Here is a 16,599-nt window from a genome sequence, read left to right as displayed (position 1 = left end):
TTCGCGCCAGGCACTCAAATCAAGCATTGAGGCGTTTAATTTTTAAACAATTACAAAGTGTTAGGGCTGTGAACTTTACCACAGCCCTGATTAAGATCATTATGATTTGATCAAATTTTTGTAGCTATAAAGCAGATTATGCATCAACACTGCGAAAAACTTAGCCGCGCTGTGCGAGCAAACGCTCAAACTCATCGACTTTTTCACGCACTAGCTCAACGCTCTGCTGCCAAAACGTTGGTTGAGTTAAATCCATCGATAGATGCTTTTCGACAACACCTTCCGCCATCATGCAGCCAGTATCGCGCAGCAAATTGATGTAATCGGTGTAAAACGCTTCGCCTTTGGTTTCTCGCTGTGCATAAATACCCTTACTGAATAAGAAACCAAACAGGTATGGGTAGTTATAAAAACTCACACTATCGATAGAAAAGTGCAGCTTGCTTGCCCAGAAGTACGGATCCGGCTCGCTCATTACGTCGCCATACCATTCTTTCCAAGTTTCAGACATCAACTTACAGAATTCATCTGCGGTTAACTCTCCATCCTGGCGGCGTTCATAGAACGATTTCTCAAACTCATAGCGGACCGGAATGTTGATCATTAAAGCTAGCGCAGATGACAACTCTTCCCACAACATCTCGAGCTTTTCATCGACGCTCTCCGCTTTCGAAATCAAATGTTCACGAACGATGTTTTCTGCAAAAATAGAGGCGGTTTCTGCTAACGTCATTGGATAGTAAGTTTGGCAAAGTGGCAAATCGCGAATAACCCAGTTATGGAACGCATGGCCAAGTTCATGTGCCAGAGTCATCAGGTCTGAGCGGCTACCACTCCAAGTCATAAACACAAGTGGTGTTCGCGTTGCTGGTAGTTTGGTGCAGTATGCACCAAGGCGCTTGCTGGCATTTGGCGCGGCATCAATCCATCCGTTTTGTACCATCAAACGGACAAACTCCGACATCTCAGGGTTTACTGTTTCAAATGCTTCACAAATAACATCAATCGCTTCATCAAAGTCGTAAACCTTCGCTTCACCGCTCAAAGCAGGCATAGCCGCCAGATGATTCCAAGGTTTCATCTCATCCAGACCATGTACTTGCGCCATCAATAAACCCGCTTTCTGACCAATAGCTCGACTGTCTTTGGCTACTGTCATCATCGCATTTAAAGTTTCAGCTTGGATTCGGCTACCATGCAAACTCGGCTCGAGGAAGTGAACTTCACGCTTCGTCGAACGCTTTTTGTTTTCAGTTAAACGCCATCCTGCTAACGCATTCAAAATTGCAGCGAATGATTCTTGGTGCGTTTGCATTGCATCTTGTACGCCTCGCCACGCGGCTTCTTGACGCTCGAATTCAGAACCATAAAGAATGCTTGCCGCTTGAGAAAACCCAAGCTCTTCACTCTTACCATCTGTGTACTCAAGCTTCACTTTCAATGAGCCAGTCAGGTTATCATATAGGTTACCCCAAGCCGATTTACCATCCACACTCATCGCAGCCAGTAACTGTTCTTCTGCGTTGCTAAGACGAGTATCCGCCAACTTTCTGGAGTTCAAGATAGAAAAAGCTTGCCCACTGATATCAGGATTCTCATGATCTAACACGCGCAAGATAAACTCTTCGTCGGCATGCGTTAATGTCAAATCAAAGGGACTGAACGCTTGGGAAAGCTCCGAAAAGATGCGGGTCATTTTACCAAGTAACGATTTCGCTTCGGCGTTTGTTGCATCAACAGAAGCATAACAACTCGCAAAATTTGCAACTGTGCCCGCTAAACGACTCGCTGCTTCATTGGTCAAAATCGCATTTTGCATGATCTCTACGTTGCCACAATCTGCTGATTGTTTATTCAAAAGATCAATACATTGTTCAACAAGAGCAATATCGTCTTGAATTCGTGGGTCAGAAAGGTCGTTATAAACGATGGACAAATCCCAACTCGGCGTTGTCATTTCTATATTTCCTTTTTATGTAACTGAGTCAATTTTCGCTTCCTGCACCTAGCAGATGGGCTTCCACTGACATCTTCCGTGACTATGCCCGTAAGCAATATCGTTCTGGGCATTTTAATATTTATAAATTAACGAGTTAAAAGAGGTACGCCAATCGAACGCACCGAGGCGTAAATTTGCTCATCGATGGTCATTGTTATATGCGTGACAGAAGCGTTTCCTATCGACAACGTCGAATACCACTTGGGGTTACGCCAATCTAACTCCAATACATGAGCAAGAATCATACGAATGACGCCACCATGCGTGACGATAAGTAGATTGTCATTGATATCGTTGATGATTTGAGACCACACGCGACATATGCGCTCAGAAAATGTGCTTAAGCTCTCAGCGTTCGGCAACGTATGTTGTGCTGGCGATTGCCAAAAAGCATCTAGCTTTTTCCACTGCTCAGTGAGCATATCAAAAGGCATACCATCAAAATCACCAAATGCCATCTCTTGTAAAGATTCATCCGTCATTACTGGTAATAATTGCTGTTCAGCAATTATATTTGCCAGTTCTTGACAACGTGAAAGAGGAGAACAAATCACTCCACCCACACCTCGTCCACTCTCGATCCAAGCCCGAGCAATGCTTTCTTGGTCAGCAGGCGTAACTTTTACATCTGTTTGGCCATGGAGTCCTGGTGGAGCATCTACTTTTCCATGACGCACAAGATAGATATTGAGTGTTTTCATTTTGTTCCATCCTACTCTTTAAGAACCAACGGCAAACCAGCAGCAACAAAGGTAACACGATGGCAAACACTGGCTAGTTTTTGATTCATCCGTCCTGCATTATCCACAAAGTAACGACTAACCGCCCCCAAAGGCACAATACCCATTCCAACCTCGTTAGAGACGAATATTAACGTCGCATCTGAACCACGTACCACCTGTATAAGCTTTTCAATTTCTGCTTCTAGCTTCTCATTGGAACATTTATCACCTAACTCAAATATCCAATTATTGAGCCACAAGGTTAAACAATCGACCAGTACAACATCGGTGTTAGCGAAATTTGTCAGTAACTCAGATAAATGAAGGGGGCATTCATGCTCTTGCCACTCGCCCCCTCGTTGCTTCTGATGATGCGCTATTCGCTCTCGCATTTCTTGGTCAAATGGCAGCGCGGTTGCAACATAATGTAATGAGTGTTGAGAAGTGGTCGATAATTGCTTGGCTGTTTTTTCCGCCAAATGCGACTTCCCAGAGCGCGCGCCACCGAGTATCAATTGCTTCATGAGATGTGATAAAACCCAATCATAGTGAGATAAACAAGCAGTTCCGATAGCTGCTGCGCTGCGCCAAGACAGTCCCCCGTAAAGCCGCCAATTCGCTTGGTTAACCAACGTTTGAACATCAAACGAAATACCACGAGAACAAGCGATATAAAGATCGCCTGCGTGATACCAAGCACAAGCAATGTTATGCCACCAGTAAACAACAAAATGGAGACTTCTAAAGAAGACTGGCTATTTGCCAGCGGTTTACTTTTCGACGTATCACTGTCACTGACATAAGGCATGTCATAAATAAGCGTCGCGGCTAGTGCTCGGCTTGCGGTATAAGCGACGACAATGACCAACCAAAACTGCGGCAAGTTAGCCAGTTCACTCCAAAAAACATACTTAGCCAATAACGCCATAATGAGAGTGGCTGCACCATAAGTGCCAATGCGGCTGTCCTTCATAATAGAGAGGCGTCGCTCTACGGTCATGCCACCGCCAATGCCATCCGCCATATCAGTCAAGCCGTCTTCGTGAAATGCCCCTGTTAACAATAAGCTAAACACCATCGTTAATACTACGGCAACCGATTCTGGGAAAAGAATTGAGGTGAGCGAAAATACCAGAGCACAAAGCGCTCCAAGCACGAGACCAACTAACGCGAAATAACGTCCGGCCTGATTCATGCGTTCTTCACTGTATGGCAACGCTTGGGGTACGGGTAAGCGACTAAAAAAACTGATAGCTAATAGAAACAACTCCCACTGGTATCTTAACGATGATGGCGTGACGTTCTCAGAATTAGCAGGGACTGACACTATACTGTAACTCCTGCACTCTCAAAGCTCGCCATCTTGTTGTAAAACTGGGCAGCAGCTTTTAACAAGGGTAAGGCAAGAGCGGCTCCGGTTCCCTCCCCTAATCGTAAACCAAGATCGAGTAGAGGTTCTGCTTTTAGGTACTCTAATACAAACTTATGTCCATTTTCTTCGGAGCGGTGGGCAAACAACATGTATTCGCGTGCTTCTTCGTCTAGCAACGTTGCAATATACGCAGCAACCGATACGATAAATCCATCCACTAAAACTGGGGTTTTAAGCCGCTTGGCTTCTAAAAATGCGCCCACCATTTGTACGATTTCAAAGCCTCCAACCTGTGCGAGAATCGCTTTAGTATCAAGACCTCGACATCGGTTCACGCCCTGTGCCACTAGTTTATATTTACGGCTCAACTGCTGTTGATTGATTCCTGTACCGACACCAACACAATAATCAATATCTAATGAACTCAGCGCCGATAACAGTGCGGAAGCCGAACTGGTGTTACCAATGCCCATCTCACCGAACATCAATAGATTTGAGCCAGACAAAATGGTTTGCTCAGCAATCTTCGCACCATACTCTAAACCTAGCGCCACTTGTTCTGTGGACATCGCTGATTGTTTAGAAAAATTAGCCGTACCGTTACCCAACCGTTGTTCAACCAAGTTTGGATGAAACTTAAATTCTGGAACCAGCACATCAATAGGTGCCAACATGCCGCAATCTATTACTTTGAGTTGGATGCCATTGATGTCGCAAAAGCAGTTGATGGCTGCGCCGCCGGCGAGAAAGTTAGCCACCATTTGCTGAGTGACTTCGCTTGGCGCAATGCTTACGCCTTCCTCTGCAACGCCGTGATCTCCAGCAAATACCAGCATGCTCGGTTTACAGATAGCGATGGAATCAACTGGCTGAGGTTTATCCTGACTTTGAATAAGAGCTAGCTGTAGTGCCACCTTTTCCAATAAGCCTAAAGAACCGACGGGTTTGGTTTTGTTATCTATGCGCGCTTGTATCTCCGCTGCAAAAGAGTCATCCATTTTTTACGTTCCTTTGATGTTGTCTGGGTGAGAGGTGTTCCATTGATTAAGAAATCTTGCTCAGCCCCAGTTTTGAGCGTCCACTATTGTATACCCTTGCATCCGCTTGGGGCAGCGCTAATCAGATTTCTGTTAGGAAAGTCTACTGAGTTCGCAGAGCGTCTCACCTTTCGAGCATTCGATTATAAGTAACTCCTTGAAATCCGCTACAATAGCTTAGGCTATATTCCCATATAGGAGAAAGGACATGGATAACAACACCTGCGCCATCATCGCTGGGGCGACTGGCTTAGTCGGTTCAAAAGTCATTACAAACCTCATAAATCAATCAGGTGTTGGTACCTTATATTATCTTTCTCGCCGCCCACTCGATGGCGTCCTAGATGCGGACAATAAGCTTGTTCCTCTCATTGATGCCGACCTCTCTATCCACCAATGGGATGATAACCAACCAACACCGACCATCGGCTTTATTTGTTTAGGCACAACTCTTAAGCAAGCAGGCAGTAAGGATAATTTACGTAGAGTAGATGTTGATCTGGTGTGTAAAGTCGCCCAACAGATGAAAACGATCGGAGTCAAACGCCTTGCGGTTGTTTCTAGCCTTGGTGCAAATAGTAAATCACCATCCCATTACTTAGCCTGTAAAGGACAAATGGAACAAAGAATCGAAGCTATGGGTTTTGAGGAAATCGTGTTTGTTCGCCCAGGCCCGCTTGTTGGTCAACGTCAAAGCCCAAGAACGGACGAGAAGTTAGTGCAAACTCTGTTTAAGGTAATTCGCCCATTCATGCTTGGCAAACTGTCCAACTTTTTACCTATTCGAGCGGAAGATGTCGCCAAAGCGATGATTTATCAACTTTTCAGTTATCAAGAAGACTCGGTGGTTTACTTACAAAGGCAAGAAATGCGTGACTTACTGCATCACTACGAATAACCATTTTGTACATTTAACGTGCTAATTCACACTCTCACGCGACTTAGATCTCGTTTTTATATTCATTTTAGATCTAGCTAATACCCGTTTGTCATTTTTAAAGTTATATCGCGAGCGTTATCTTACGCCCCATAAACAAATCCGTATAAAACCCCGTATAAAAAACAACCGCCATTTCGGCAGGTTGATAAGGTCAGATTATGAATTTTGCAGTGATAGCCTCTCTAGCCGTTTTTGTTGGCATATTGTTCTTTCTATTTAACCAACAACAAAAGAAACACACACTTTCTGGTCTCGTTTTAATCGGTCTTGTTACTGGTTCTCTTTTTGGTCTTGCTTTGCAACTCATTCACGGTGAAGGCAACAGCGCAATTGCTCAAACACTTGAATGGGTAGGCATTGTAGGCAGTGGCTACGTTGGTCTACTGAAAATGGTCATCATGCCACTAGTATTGGTATCGATGATCTCTGCAGTTGTTAAATTGGAGAAAGGTGGATCATTAGGTAAAATTTCTGGCCTGACCATCTCTGTTCTTCTAGTAACGACTGCAATTGCTGCACTTATCGGTATCTTGGTGACAACAACATTTGGCCTGTCAGCAGAAGGGTTAACTGAAGGTGCTCGTGAAACCGCTCGTATCGCCGTTTTAGAAAGCCGTGCTGGTACAGTAAGTGACCTGACTATTCCTCAAATGCTAGTTAGCTTCATTCCAACCAACCCATTTGCTGATCTAACAGGTGCTCGCTCGACATCAATTATCGCTGTTGTGATTTTCGGCGTGTTAACTGGTATCGCCGCTCGTAAAGTGATGATGGAAAAAGCAGAGTTGGAATCACCGATTCGTACTTTCGTAGAAGCTGCTCAATCTATCGTTATGCGATTAGTGAAGATGATCATGGCCCTAACGCCATACGGCATCGCAGCACTGATGGCAAAAGTGGTAGCGACATCAAGCGCAGGCGACATCCTAAACCTACTTGGCTTTATTGTGGCGTCTTATGTTGCTATCGCACTGATGTTTGTTGTTCACGGCGTATTAGTCTCTTTTGTCGGCGTTAGCCCTGCGGAATACTTTAAGAAAATCTGGCCTGTACTGACCTTCGCGTTTACATCTCGTAGCTCAGCAGCAACAATTCCACTAAACGTAGAAGCGCAAATCACCAAGCTTAACGTTCCACCAGCGATTGCAAACCTATCAGCATCGTTTGGTGCCACTATCGGCCAAAACGGCTGTGCTGGTATCTATCCTGCAATGCTGGCAGTGATGGTAGCTCCGACAATGGGTATCAACCCTCTGGATCTTCACTTTATCCTGTCATTGATTGCGATTATCACCATCAGCTCATTTGGTATTGCAGGTGTCGGCGGCGGTGCGACGTTTGCAGCCTTGATTGTTCTTCCTGCAATGGGCTTGCCTGTAACCATCGCGGCACTGCTTATCTCTATTGAACCATTGATTGACATGGCACGTACCGCACTAAACGTTTCAGGTTCAATGACTGCGGGTACGATTGCTAGCCGAGTGCTGAAGTCACCAGAAAGCGAAACAGCATTGGAAGAAACACGAGCGTAAAGCTCAAACTACTTCCCAAGCTATAAAACGTAAAATATCAAGCCGATGGTTCGCCATCGGCTTTTTCATTTTCAAAAATTCAACTTGCATCTTTCGTTGCTAGTCAAGGCGTTGAATGGTCTAATACTGTCATCGGTTTTGTAAACGGTAAGCAGAATGCACCAAGATAATCAGCCCACTTTTTTCTTTTTTGATTATGAGACATGGGGAACAAACCCCGCGAAAGATCGCCCAAGCCAGTTCGCTGGTGTTCGTACAGATGAAAACTTTAATATCATCGGCGAGCCTTTAGTCATGTACTGCCAGCCACCTGCTGATTATCTTCCGTCTCCTGAAGCTGCGCTTATTACTGGTATTACTCCGCAAAAAACGGTTCAAGAAGGCCTTTCTGAGCCTGAGTTTATCGCTAAGATTCACGCTGAACTCGCGAAACCAAATACCACCAGTTTAGGCTACAACAGCATTCGCTTTGATGACGAAGTGACCCGTTATACTTGTTATCGCAACTTTATCGATCCATACGCATGGAGTTGGCAAAACGGTAACTCGCGCTGGGATTTACTCGATGTGCTACGCGCATGCCACGCCCTTCGCCCAGAAGGCGTAGAATGGCCAGAAAACGAAGATGGCTTCACTAGTTTTAAATTAGAGCACTTGTCTGTTGCTAACGGCATAGAACATAGTAACGCGCACGATGCGATGGCAGACGTGATTGCGACTATCGAAATGGCGAAAAAAGTCAAAGCAGCGCAACCAAAATTGTTTGACTACTTCTTTTCTATGCGCCAAAAGCGCAAGCTCAATGAATTAGTCGACATCGTCAACATGACGCCGTTGATGCACGTTTCAGGCATGCTAGGGCGCGAATGCCAGTACACTAGCTGGATTGTGCCTGTTGCTTGGCACCCAACCAATAATAACGCCGTTATCACTATCGATTTAGCGAAAGACCCTCAACCTATTCTAGAGCTATCCGCAGAAGAGCTACACGAAAGACTCTACACTAAGCGAGAAGATCTTGGTGAATTGCTACCAGTGCCTGTTAAGTTGGTTCATTTGAACAAATGCCCTATTCTCGCCCCTGCCAAAACGTTAACGGCTGAAAATGCGGAGTCTATTGGCATTGATCGCCAGCAATGTCTCGCTAATCTCGCTTTGTTGCGCCAACATCCTGAAATTAGAGAAAAGCTGATTAGCCTCTTTTCAGTCGAGCGTCAATTCGATAAAAGTGATGACGTCGATACGCAACTTTACGACGGATTCTTCTCTCCGGCCGATCGCGCAGCCATGGATATCATTCGCGAAACCGACCCGAATAATCTTGCCGCATTGGACATTGAATTTGATGACAAGCGCATTAAACCTCTATTGTTCCGCTATCGTGCGCGTAACTTCCCAGGCACATTAGACGAGCAAGAACAGAGACGCTGGGCATTACACTGTCGAGAAGTGTTTGAAAGCCAAATTGAAGAGTACATGCTGAATTTAGAAAACTTAGTTCACGAACATGAAAGTGACGAAAAGAAGATTGCGATATTAAAATCCGTGTACCGTTATGTAGAGAGCTTAGCTTCTTAACTCCTCCCAATACAAGCGCACCTTATGGTGTGCTTGTTGTTTATATACTGTCAAAATGATTAAAGAACGATTCTTACAACTGATCCAACTGCTCATTTCAATCTTCCTCATCATGGGGGCACTTGGCATCGGAATTACCATTCAAAAGTTCACTGGCGTTTCCGTCCCAGGAAGTGTCATCGGTATGCTCGTACTGTTTTTCTCCATGACTCTTGGGCTTGTAAAGGTCGATTGGGTCAAACCGGGCGCCACGCTATTTATCCGCTACATGATTTTGTTGTTCGTTCCTATTAGCGTCGGATTAATGCAACATTTCGATATGCTACTCGCTAATGCCCTCCCTATCATTGCTAGCGCAGTTGGAGGCTCACTCATTGTACTGGTCAGCCTCGCTTGGCTGCTGGACTACTTGCTAAAGGAGAAGCACTGATATGTGGTTAGTTGTTACCATTGCGGTTTTTCTTGTCGCGCGCCAAATCGCAATCAAACTGAATAATCCTCTAGCAAATCCTTTGCTGATCAGTATTGCAGTGCTCATTCCTTTGCTTACTTACTTAAATGTACCGTTTGAAACGTATTATGCGGATAACGAAGGGATCAGTTTTTTACTTCAACCAGCCGTAGTTGCTCTGGCTTACCCGTTATATGAACAACTACCACAAATTAAAGCAAACTGGCGAATCATCACTTTTGCTTGCACAGTAGGCAGTGTGATGTCGATGATGACAACCACCTTGATCGCAGTCGCTTTCAAAGCGGATATCAGTTTAATCGCAAGTCTAGTGGGTAAATCCGTCACTACGCCAATAGCAATGGAAATTTCGAGTCACCTCGGTGGTGAAGCTGCCGTTGCGGCGATCTTGGTTCTGATTGTTGGTTTATTGGGCGCGATTTTGGCATACCCAATTTACAACTTAATTGGAATTAAACACCCGATTGCACGTGGCCTAACAATGGGTACCGTGTCTCATGCCTTAGGCACCGCGACATGTGCAGAGAAACAGCCCATTGATGCCGCGTTCTCATCACTCGCATTGGTTTTATGCGGCATCATCACTTCTATTTTGGCACCAAGCTTTTTTGCTTTGGCTGTCTGGCTATATCAATAGTTAAGCGCTCTCGGTCTGCCCTCCTTCCGGCAGGCCGTGGCCTTCCCGTTTCTTCCTTATCCCTTCCAAAATTCTGTATTACCTCATCTAACAACCCGTTCTAGTAAGATCGTTAAGGCACTCTGACGAGATACACACTAATAACTTCAACATTCAGTGCAATATTACTGACTCAACGTTGCTTAGATATCTAGGAATAACGTTGTGTGGACATGTAGGCATCGTAATTAACATATCCCAGCGTCTTGGTCATATGAATATATACTGATATGGTTAATTGTGAGACGGAGATAACGCTTCACGTCAGTGCAATCGAATACATGTGTGAGCTCACTCTAATTATGTAACAGAATTATCAATTGCATTATTTATCGTGATCTAACGCACGGAACATTTCTATCCTTCACATAGAATAACTGTCCATGCAATAACAAGGATTCAACATGAAAAGTCGCATTGAACAGGCGCTAGCAGGCGCTCCAGAAGCACTTTCCAAACAACTTGCTCCTATCATCCAAGCTGATGATTTTGATGCTACGCTTTCAGTTCAACAGTTTGAGCAGTTGCTTTCAGCTACCGGTCTATCAGATAAAGAGCTTCGTGTTGCTCTACTTCCTTTTGCCGCAGCATATTCCTATGCTCCTCTTTCTGAATTTTATGTCGGTGCTATCGTTCGTGGTCTCTCAGGTCGCCTTTACTTCGGTGCCAACATGGAATTCTTTGGTGTTCAGTTAGGTCAAACAGTTCACGCTGAGCAGTCTGCAATTAGCCACGCTTGGATGAAAGGTGAACGTGGTATTAAAGATATCACTATTAACTTCAGCCCATGTGGTCACTGCCGTCAGTTCATGAACGAGTTATCTACCGCAAACGAGCTTAAAATTCAGCTCCCAGAACGCGAAGAAAAGTCGCTGCACGAATACCTACCTGAAGCCTTTGGACCAAACGATCTCGGTATCGAATCCGGCTTAATGGCAGAAGTAAAGCATCAGTTCTCATGCGATGATGAAGACACTCTAATTCAAAGCGCTGTTGAAGCGATGAACATGAGCCACTCACCATATACCAACAACTTGAGTGGCTTAGCATTAGAAATGGCTAGCGGCCGTGTATTCCAAGGTGCTTATGCGGAAAATGCGGCGTTTAACCCTAGCTTGCCGCCATTACAAGTTGCGCTGATCCAAGTACTACTTGCGGGTGAAACTTTTGACAATATCAAAGCCGCTGCTCTGGTAGAAAACTCAGAAGGCAAGATCAGTCATTTGGCTGATACGCAATCAACGTTAGAAGCGTTGAATCCAGATATTCCACTTAGTTTTGTCAACGTATAAGCGACAATTTCAGTATAAAAAGCTCTACGGCATGTAGAGCTTTTTTATTGCCTAAAAACCAAAAGCAAACGTTTGCTTTGTCATGAAACTTCAGTATGATCTCCTGCAATTTCTGTCTCACCACTCTATTTTGTAAGGGAACACTATGTTTGGCACTGCAACCAGCGCAAATGCTACCCGTGTATTACTTTTAGGCTCTGGCGAACTCGGTAAAGAAGTCGCAATTGAATGTCAGAGACTTGGTTTAGAAGTGATTGCTTGTGATCGCTATGCTAATGCTCCAGCGATGCAAGTTGCTCACCGTAGTTACGTCATCGATATGTTAGATGGAAGCGCCTTAGAAGAAGTTATTACAAAGGAACAACCTACTTACGTCGTACCTGAAATCGAAGCTATCGCAACCGACAAACTGGTAGAGCTTGAAGAAAAAGGGCTGAATGTTGTTCCAACCGCTAAGGCAACCAAGCTAACAATGAATCGTGAAGGTATCCGACGTTTGGCTGCAGAAGAACTAGAACTGACGACATCACCTTATCGTTTTGCAGATACTTTTGAAGACTTCAAAGCCGCGGTTGAGCATGTAGGCATCCCGTGCGTAGTAAAGCCAGTTATGAGTTCTTCAGGTAAAGGGCAAAGTGTCATTAAGACCGAAGACGACGTAGCAAAAGCATGGGATTACGCACAGGAAGGCGGACGTACGGGGGCAGGTCGCGTGATCGTGGAAGGTTTTATCGACTTCGATTACGAAATCACTTTATTGACCGTCAGAGCCGTTGACGGTGTTCACTTCTGTGCTCCAATTGGCCATCGTCAGGAAGATGGCGACTACCGCGAATCATGGCAACCACAAGCCATGTCAGAAAACGCAGTAAAAGCAGCAGAATACACGGCAGAGAAAGTAGTCAACGCACTCGGTGGCTACGGCATCTTTGGTGTAGAGTTATTTGTTAAAGGTGATAAGGTCATTTTCAATGAGGTCTCTCCTCGCCCACACGATACAGGCATGGTCACTATGATTTCTCAGGAAATGTCAGAGTTTGCTCTCCACGTACGTGCATTTACCGGAATGCCGATTAATAATATCGTACAATATGCTCCATCTGCGTCGGCCGTTATTCTTGGTCAAGGGACTTCTACAAACATTCGCTTTGACAACCTAACCAAAGCCTTAGCTCAACCTCAAACGCAAGTTCGTCTATTCGGCAAGCCAGAAATCGATGGTCGCCGTCGTTTAGGTGTTGTCCTTACGCGACGAAAAACCACCGAAGAAGCCGTTCAAGATGCTGTTGAAAGTGCTTCAAAAGTTAATATCACTTATTAAATACGAACCACTTATACAAAAATAGCGCAGCTCAAATTGCTGCGCTATTTCGTTTTACAAACCAAAAAAACCTATTCACTCTCGATTAGGTACACTTCTTCAGAGAAGCGACTTAAGCCTTTTTTCGCAATTTTAGGATGGTTTTCATCAGCTTCATCTACGTTCAAACAGGTAACTTTGTAACCTGAAAATAACTGCTCAATCTCTTCGACTGGCACACTAAATGGAGGCCCTGCCATCTCTTCTTGAGGATAGTTGAGTGTAACAAGCAAAATACGACCGCCTGGATTCAAAAGTTGCTTGAGACGCTCTACATACTCCTCTCGCATATCTTGCGGTAAAGCAACCAACGCGGCGCGATCATAAATGATATCGGCTTGAGATACTGGTGCAGTGAAAAAGTCCCCAGTATAAATAGAGAGCTCATCAAATTGATAAAGCTCGTGCATACCATTAACAGGCGTCACGGTTGGCGTATAAAAATGTTCAGCAAAAAAGGCACGAACAGCGATATGGCTCAGCTCAACACCTTCAACTGAATCATGCTTCATCGCTAACCAAATCAAGTCTTCTGACTTTCCACACAAAGGCACTAACACTTTGTCTTCACGCTTTGGGTTTGTGTGTTGCCAATATGCAGGTAATAGCGGGTTTACATCTTCCAAGTGAAATCCGATTTGATTACTGGCCCATTTATTATGCCAAAACTCTTGGTCTCTCATTTTACTTTCTACTTGTCGGCTGATTTTCATTTTGAGAAGTAAGACTAACGATTTTTTTCAATTTGTCTATGCCGTTCATCTTTGGTTAATACAGCGGTGATAGGATGTAAACGTTCTTATAGGAACCACGCCTTTATCTGATAAACAGAATAAAGAAAAGAGAAATGGTGATCTAACGCACGATTCCACTTCAAGACAAAACTGAAACCTTGGAATCTTTCGTAATGACCCCATTAATAAGTTAGTACCTGATTTGCCGAACTTAGCGACCTTTATGTTCCCTATTTTCTAAGTACAAGCAAGTTAAGGAGAGTGAATGAGCTTATTTCTTCGTACTACAGCATTGATGCTTTTGGTACTTAGCCGTGCACCGGCATTTGCCGCACTTCCAATTACCCCAGCGCCGAGTGGCGATCAAAATCGTTCAACAAGTCAAAACGAAGTTTGTTCGAAACTCTTTAAACATAGCCTTAGCGGCTTGTATGGTATTCAGTCAATCGACGCAACTCCAACTCAGCCATACACTGACTTCGACATTCTTTACAGCAAAGCTCACCAAGCACAATTTGAGCTTGAAACTATCTGTAAAAGTACCGCACTTCTTAATGATGCTCAGCCATACTTCGCAGGCGTAAAGTCCAAACAACGAGCAGAAGAAAAAATAGCTTTGGAGTTAGATGGAAAAGTCGAACGCATTACTGACCTAGCCCGTGCCACGATTGTTGCTGAAGACGTCGCGAGCTTAGTCTCCATTTATGAAACCTTAGAGCGTGAAACAACAATTGTTAAAGTAAAAAATCGCTTCAAAAAACCTGGTCCTTCAGGCTATAGAGACTTGAACTTACTCGTTCGTTTACCAAAGACAAATCTAGTTGCCGAAGTTCAACTGCACTTAAAAGCCATCGCAGATGTGAAAAGCGGTCCTGAACACGACCTATACGAAAAAATCCAGAAACTAGAACGCCAAGCGATGATGGAGAAACGCGAACTAAGCGAACTAGAACTCGCTTCTATTCGCAACATGCGTGCACAGTCTAAAAACTTGTACCAACAAGCATGGCAACCATACTTAACAACGCACCTAGAAGCAGCGTAATCCATATCATTAAGATATACTCAAAAACAGAAAAACCACCGCATTGCGGTGGTTTTCGTTTATATGCGACACAAGTTTTACGCAAAAAAAAAGACCACGCCTTAGCGTGATCCATTTATTCGGCTTACTGTACTTTCTTCAGGTTTTCTACACGAGCTTTTAACTTCTGACCCGGGCGAAAAGTCACTACACGTCGAGCAGTAATTGGAATATCTTCACCGGTTTTCGGGTTACGACCAGGTCGTTCATTCTTGTCACGAAGATCAAAGTTACCAAAACCTGACAGTTTTACCTGTTCGCCACTTTCCAGTGCCTTACGAATCTCTTCAAAGAACACTTCCACCGTTTCCTTGGCGTCCCGCTTACTAAATCCTAATTTATCAAACAGGTTTTCTGCCAGTTCGGCTTTTGTGAGCGCCATAAAACTTTCCTCAAAGCTATGTTAAACAATGCTACGTTAGTGTAGCGCCAGAGCAGTTTTACCCTACCAATTCAACAACATATCGGGGTTACATCAGGAAGTGTATGACAAGCTTATGATTTTCGCCAACTTTTTTCTTGGCGAACAAAAGGAATAGCACTATGTAAATTATTGTTAAACGCCAACATTTTGATATTTTTGTTTTTGTTTTCTCTTTAATAGGAAAAACATCCAGCTGATAAAACTAAAAGTAGTTAAAATATCAACATTAATCACTATTTAATAAAAATATCAGAGATTGGTTATTTAACAGACACTTGACATAGAACTTGTCGTAAATTCAGTGATTTGTATGTAACTCGATACGTAACAATTGAACTAAATGGTATGACCACCTGGCTTTGCAACTGTGCTTAGAAAGCTTGATTAAACCCACGCTTCTCACTGTTCAGCGATGACGCAATATATAAAGGTTGATAATGTGGTTCTTCATGTATCTCCACATTAGCTCCTTACACTTCATCTAGGCGACCATGATTAATCAAATCATAAATATTCTTTTCCCTGTTTTTGCTCTTGTCGGCGTCGGCTATTTGGTAGGTCGTTACATCAAGCCTGACTTTCGTCCAATCAACCGCATTAACATTGAGGTTTTCACACCTGCGCTGGTGTTTTCTTCGCTCGTTAGCATGCCGTTAGACTCGAATCAGGGACCACTCCTTTTTGCAGCAATTGTCGCGGTTTTGGTTCCCGCAATACTCATGATCCCTGTATGTCGATTGACGTCACTGTCGTTTAAAACCTGGGCACCACCACATATGTTTCGCAATAGCGGAAACCTTGCTATTCCTTTGTTTACCTATACGTTTGGAGAAATTGCGCTATCCTCAGCAGTACTGCTATTTGTCGTGTCAGCATGCTTGCACATTAGTTTAGGTGTAATGCTACTTAGTCATGGCAACCCTTTTAAGCAAATAGTCAAGATGCCAATCTTTTTAGCTGCGTCGTTGGCTCTGTTTCTCAACGTGTCAAATGTAGGGGCATGGGCACCTTTATACGAAACGACTGCTCTACTTGGGCAAGCGGCAGTACCCGTGATGCTTTTATCCCTAGGGGCGCAAATGTGTCATTTAAGAGTGGACGGTTTAAAGGTTGGTGTATTGTGTACCGTGCAGTCGCTTGCAACTGGGGCGGTTGCATTTGCACTTATTTATTGGTTAATTCCCCTTCCAACGATGCAATTGCAAATGATGGTACTCTTCACAATGCTGCCACCAGCCGTCATGAATTACCTATTTGCGGAAAGGCTGAATATAGAGCCCATGAAAGTGGCGTCAATGGTACTATTTGGCAACTTTTTCAGTATTCTTACGCTCCCACTTCTGCTTAGCTATACCCTCTCACTCGCCGCCTAGCTGC

General features: G+C 44.2%; 16 protein-coding genes. 9 read left to right on the top strand and 7 right to left on the bottom strand.

Annotation, left to right across the window (positions count from 1 at the left end):
- Positions 1 to 160: 160 nt before the first annotated feature.
- From FKN08_RS03595 to cobT, 5 genes are all read right to left on the bottom strand, one after another.
- Complete coding sequence (locus tag FKN08_RS03595; RefSeq protein ID WP_170891362.1) at positions 161 to 1,957, bottom strand: M3 family oligoendopeptidase; 1,797 nt, start codon at positions 1,955 to 1,957, stop codon at positions 161 to 163.
- 128 nt (positions 1,958 to 2,085) lie between these two features.
- Positions 2,086 to 2,700: an alpha-ribazole phosphatase gene (gene cobC, locus FKN08_RS03590; RefSeq protein WP_145532213.1), complete on the bottom strand. Its 615-nt coding sequence runs from the start codon at positions 2,698 to 2,700 to the stop codon at positions 2,086 to 2,088.
- Between the two features lie 11 nt (positions 2,701 to 2,711).
- Entirely contained in the window at positions 2,712 to 3,245 is a 534-nt protein-coding gene (cobU, locus tag FKN08_RS03585) for a bifunctional adenosylcobinamide kinase/adenosylcobinamide-phosphate guanylyltransferase (protein WP_170891361.1), read from the bottom strand.
- The gene (locus FKN08_RS03580; RefSeq protein ID WP_170891360.1) at positions 3,242 to 4,048 is read right to left on the bottom strand and encodes an adenosylcobinamide-GDP ribazoletransferase; all 807 of its coding nucleotides are present in this window, start codon (positions 4,046 to 4,048) and stop codon (positions 3,242 to 3,244) included. The genes cobU and FKN08_RS03580 overlap by 4 nt, the downstream gene beginning before the upstream one ends.
- Positions 4,048 to 5,091 carry a nicotinate-nucleotide--dimethylbenzimidazole phosphoribosyltransferase gene (gene cobT, locus FKN08_RS03575; protein ID WP_170891359.1) on the bottom strand — a complete coding sequence of 348 codons (1,044 nt, stop codon included), beginning with the start codon at positions 5,089 to 5,091 and terminating at the stop codon, positions 4,048 to 4,050. Before cobT ends, FKN08_RS03580 begins: the two co-directional genes overlap by 1 nt.
- Positions 5,092 to 5,338: 247 nt before the next feature.
- Between cobT and FKN08_RS03570 the strand changes: the two genes are divergently transcribed.
- The 7 genes from FKN08_RS03570 (at position 5,339) to purT (ending at position 12,941) form a co-directional block, all read left to right on the top strand.
- The gene (locus tag FKN08_RS03570) at positions 5,339 to 6,028 is read left to right on the top strand and encodes an NAD(P)H-binding protein (protein WP_005397784.1); all 690 of its coding nucleotides are present in this window, start codon (positions 5,339 to 5,341) and stop codon (positions 6,026 to 6,028) included.
- Positions 6,029 to 6,228: 200 nt separating this feature from the next.
- Positions 6,229 to 7,602 carry an L-cystine transporter gene (locus FKN08_RS03565; protein WP_170891358.1) on the top strand — a complete coding sequence of 458 codons (1,374 nt, stop codon included), beginning with the start codon at positions 6,229 to 6,231 and terminating at the stop codon, positions 7,600 to 7,602.
- A gap of 156 nt (positions 7,603 to 7,758) precedes the next feature.
- Complete coding sequence (gene sbcB / locus FKN08_RS03560; RefSeq protein WP_170891357.1) at positions 7,759 to 9,180, top strand: exodeoxyribonuclease I; 1,422 nt, start codon at positions 7,759 to 7,761, stop codon at positions 9,178 to 9,180.
- A 55-nt stretch (positions 9,181 to 9,235) separates the two neighbouring features.
- Entirely contained in the window at positions 9,236 to 9,610 is a 375-nt protein-coding gene (locus FKN08_RS03555) for a CidA/LrgA family protein (RefSeq protein WP_005397786.1), read from the top strand.
- Between the two features lies 1 nt (position 9,611).
- The gene (locus tag FKN08_RS03550) at positions 9,612 to 10,289 is read left to right on the top strand and encodes an LrgB family protein (RefSeq protein ID WP_164666165.1); all 678 of its coding nucleotides are present in this window, start codon (positions 9,612 to 9,614) and stop codon (positions 10,287 to 10,289) included.
- 443 nt (positions 10,290 to 10,732) lie between these two features.
- On the top strand, positions 10,733 to 11,620 hold the full coding sequence (gene cdd, locus FKN08_RS03545) for a cytidine deaminase (RefSeq protein ID WP_005397788.1): 888 nt from the start codon (positions 10,733 to 10,735) through the stop codon (positions 11,618 to 11,620).
- 145 nt (positions 11,621 to 11,765) lie between these two features.
- On the top strand, positions 11,766 to 12,941 hold the full coding sequence (gene purT, locus FKN08_RS03540; protein WP_104974217.1) for a formate-dependent phosphoribosylglycinamide formyltransferase: 1,176 nt from the start codon (positions 11,766 to 11,768) through the stop codon (positions 12,939 to 12,941).
- Between the two features lie 71 nt (positions 12,942 to 13,012).
- On the opposite strand, the gene FKN08_RS03535 is transcribed toward purT, so the two are convergent.
- Positions 13,013 to 13,663, bottom strand: coding sequence for a thiopurine S-methyltransferase (locus FKN08_RS03535; protein ID WP_046874957.1), 651 nt, complete (start codon positions 13,661 to 13,663; stop codon positions 13,013 to 13,015).
- 316 nt (positions 13,664 to 13,979) lie between these two features.
- Between FKN08_RS03535 and FKN08_RS03530 the strand changes: the two genes are divergently transcribed.
- Entirely contained in the window at positions 13,980 to 14,759 is a 780-nt protein-coding gene (locus FKN08_RS03530) for a RelA/SpoT domain-containing protein (RefSeq protein WP_006741655.1), read from the top strand.
- A gap of 124 nt (positions 14,760 to 14,883) precedes the next feature.
- On the opposite strand, the gene ihfA is transcribed toward FKN08_RS03530, so the two are convergent.
- On the bottom strand, positions 14,884 to 15,180 hold the full coding sequence (gene ihfA / locus FKN08_RS03525) for an integration host factor subunit alpha (protein ID WP_005377899.1): 297 nt from the start codon (positions 15,178 to 15,180) through the stop codon (positions 14,884 to 14,886).
- A gap of 533 nt (positions 15,181 to 15,713) precedes the next feature.
- On the opposite strand from ihfA, the gene FKN08_RS03520 reads away from it, so the two are divergent.
- Positions 15,714 to 16,595, top strand: a complete 882-nt coding sequence (locus FKN08_RS03520) for an AEC family transporter (protein WP_006741656.1) — start codon at positions 15,714 to 15,716, stop codon at positions 16,593 to 16,595.
- Positions 16,596 to 16,599: the final 4 nt, after the last annotated feature.

The sequence above is a fragment of the Vibrio sp. 1-2 (7-a) genome (assembly GCF_013048515.1).
In the GTDB taxonomy this organism is placed as follows: Bacteria; Pseudomonadota; Gammaproteobacteria; order Enterobacterales; family Vibrionaceae; genus Vibrio; species Vibrio diabolicus.
The sequence above is the reverse complement of the archived record's forward strand: the minus strand, read 5'-3'. Positions and strand labels throughout refer to the sequence as shown.

Excerpts from the sequence above, each read along its gene's own strand:
- FKN08_RS03595 (WP_170891362.1), bottom strand. The coding sequence starts at position 1,957 with ATGACAACGCCGAGTTGGGATTTGTCCATCGTTTATAACGACCTTTCT.
- cobC (WP_145532213.1), bottom strand. The coding sequence starts at position 2,700 with ATGAAAACACTCAATATCTATCTTGTGCGTCATGGAAAAGTAGATGCT.
- cobU (WP_170891361.1), bottom strand. The coding sequence starts at position 3,245 with ATGAAGCAATTGATACTCGGTGGCGCGCGCTCTGGGAAGTCGCATTTG.
- cobT (WP_170891359.1), bottom strand. The coding sequence starts at position 5,091 with ATGGATGACTCTTTTGCAGCGGAGATACAAGCGCGCATAGATAACAAA.
- FKN08_RS03570 (WP_005397784.1), top strand. The coding sequence starts at position 5,339 with ATGGATAACAACACCTGCGCCATCATCGCTGGGGCGACTGGCTTAGTC.
- FKN08_RS03565 (WP_170891358.1), top strand. The coding sequence starts at position 6,229 with ATGAATTTTGCAGTGATAGCCTCTCTAGCCGTTTTTGTTGGCATATTG.
- sbcB (WP_170891357.1), top strand. The coding sequence starts at position 7,759 with ATGCACCAAGATAATCAGCCCACTTTTTTCTTTTTTGATTATGAGACA.
- FKN08_RS03555 (WP_005397786.1), top strand. The coding sequence starts at position 9,236 with ATGATTAAAGAACGATTCTTACAACTGATCCAACTGCTCATTTCAATC.
- FKN08_RS03550 (WP_164666165.1), top strand. The coding sequence starts at position 9,612 with ATGTGGTTAGTTGTTACCATTGCGGTTTTTCTTGTCGCGCGCCAAATC.
- cdd (WP_005397788.1), top strand. The coding sequence starts at position 10,733 with ATGAAAAGTCGCATTGAACAGGCGCTAGCAGGCGCTCCAGAAGCACTT.
- purT (WP_104974217.1), top strand. The coding sequence starts at position 11,766 with ATGTTTGGCACTGCAACCAGCGCAAATGCTACCCGTGTATTACTTTTA.
- FKN08_RS03535 (WP_046874957.1), bottom strand. The coding sequence starts at position 13,663 with ATGAGAGACCAAGAGTTTTGGCATAATAAATGGGCCAGTAATCAAATC.
- FKN08_RS03530 (WP_006741655.1), top strand. The coding sequence starts at position 13,980 with ATGAGCTTATTTCTTCGTACTACAGCATTGATGCTTTTGGTACTTAGC.
- ihfA (WP_005377899.1), bottom strand. The coding sequence starts at position 15,180 with ATGGCGCTCACAAAAGCCGAACTGGCAGAAAACCTGTTTGATAAATTA.
- FKN08_RS03520 (WP_006741656.1), top strand. The coding sequence starts at position 15,714 with ATGATTAATCAAATCATAAATATTCTTTTCCCTGTTTTTGCTCTTGTC.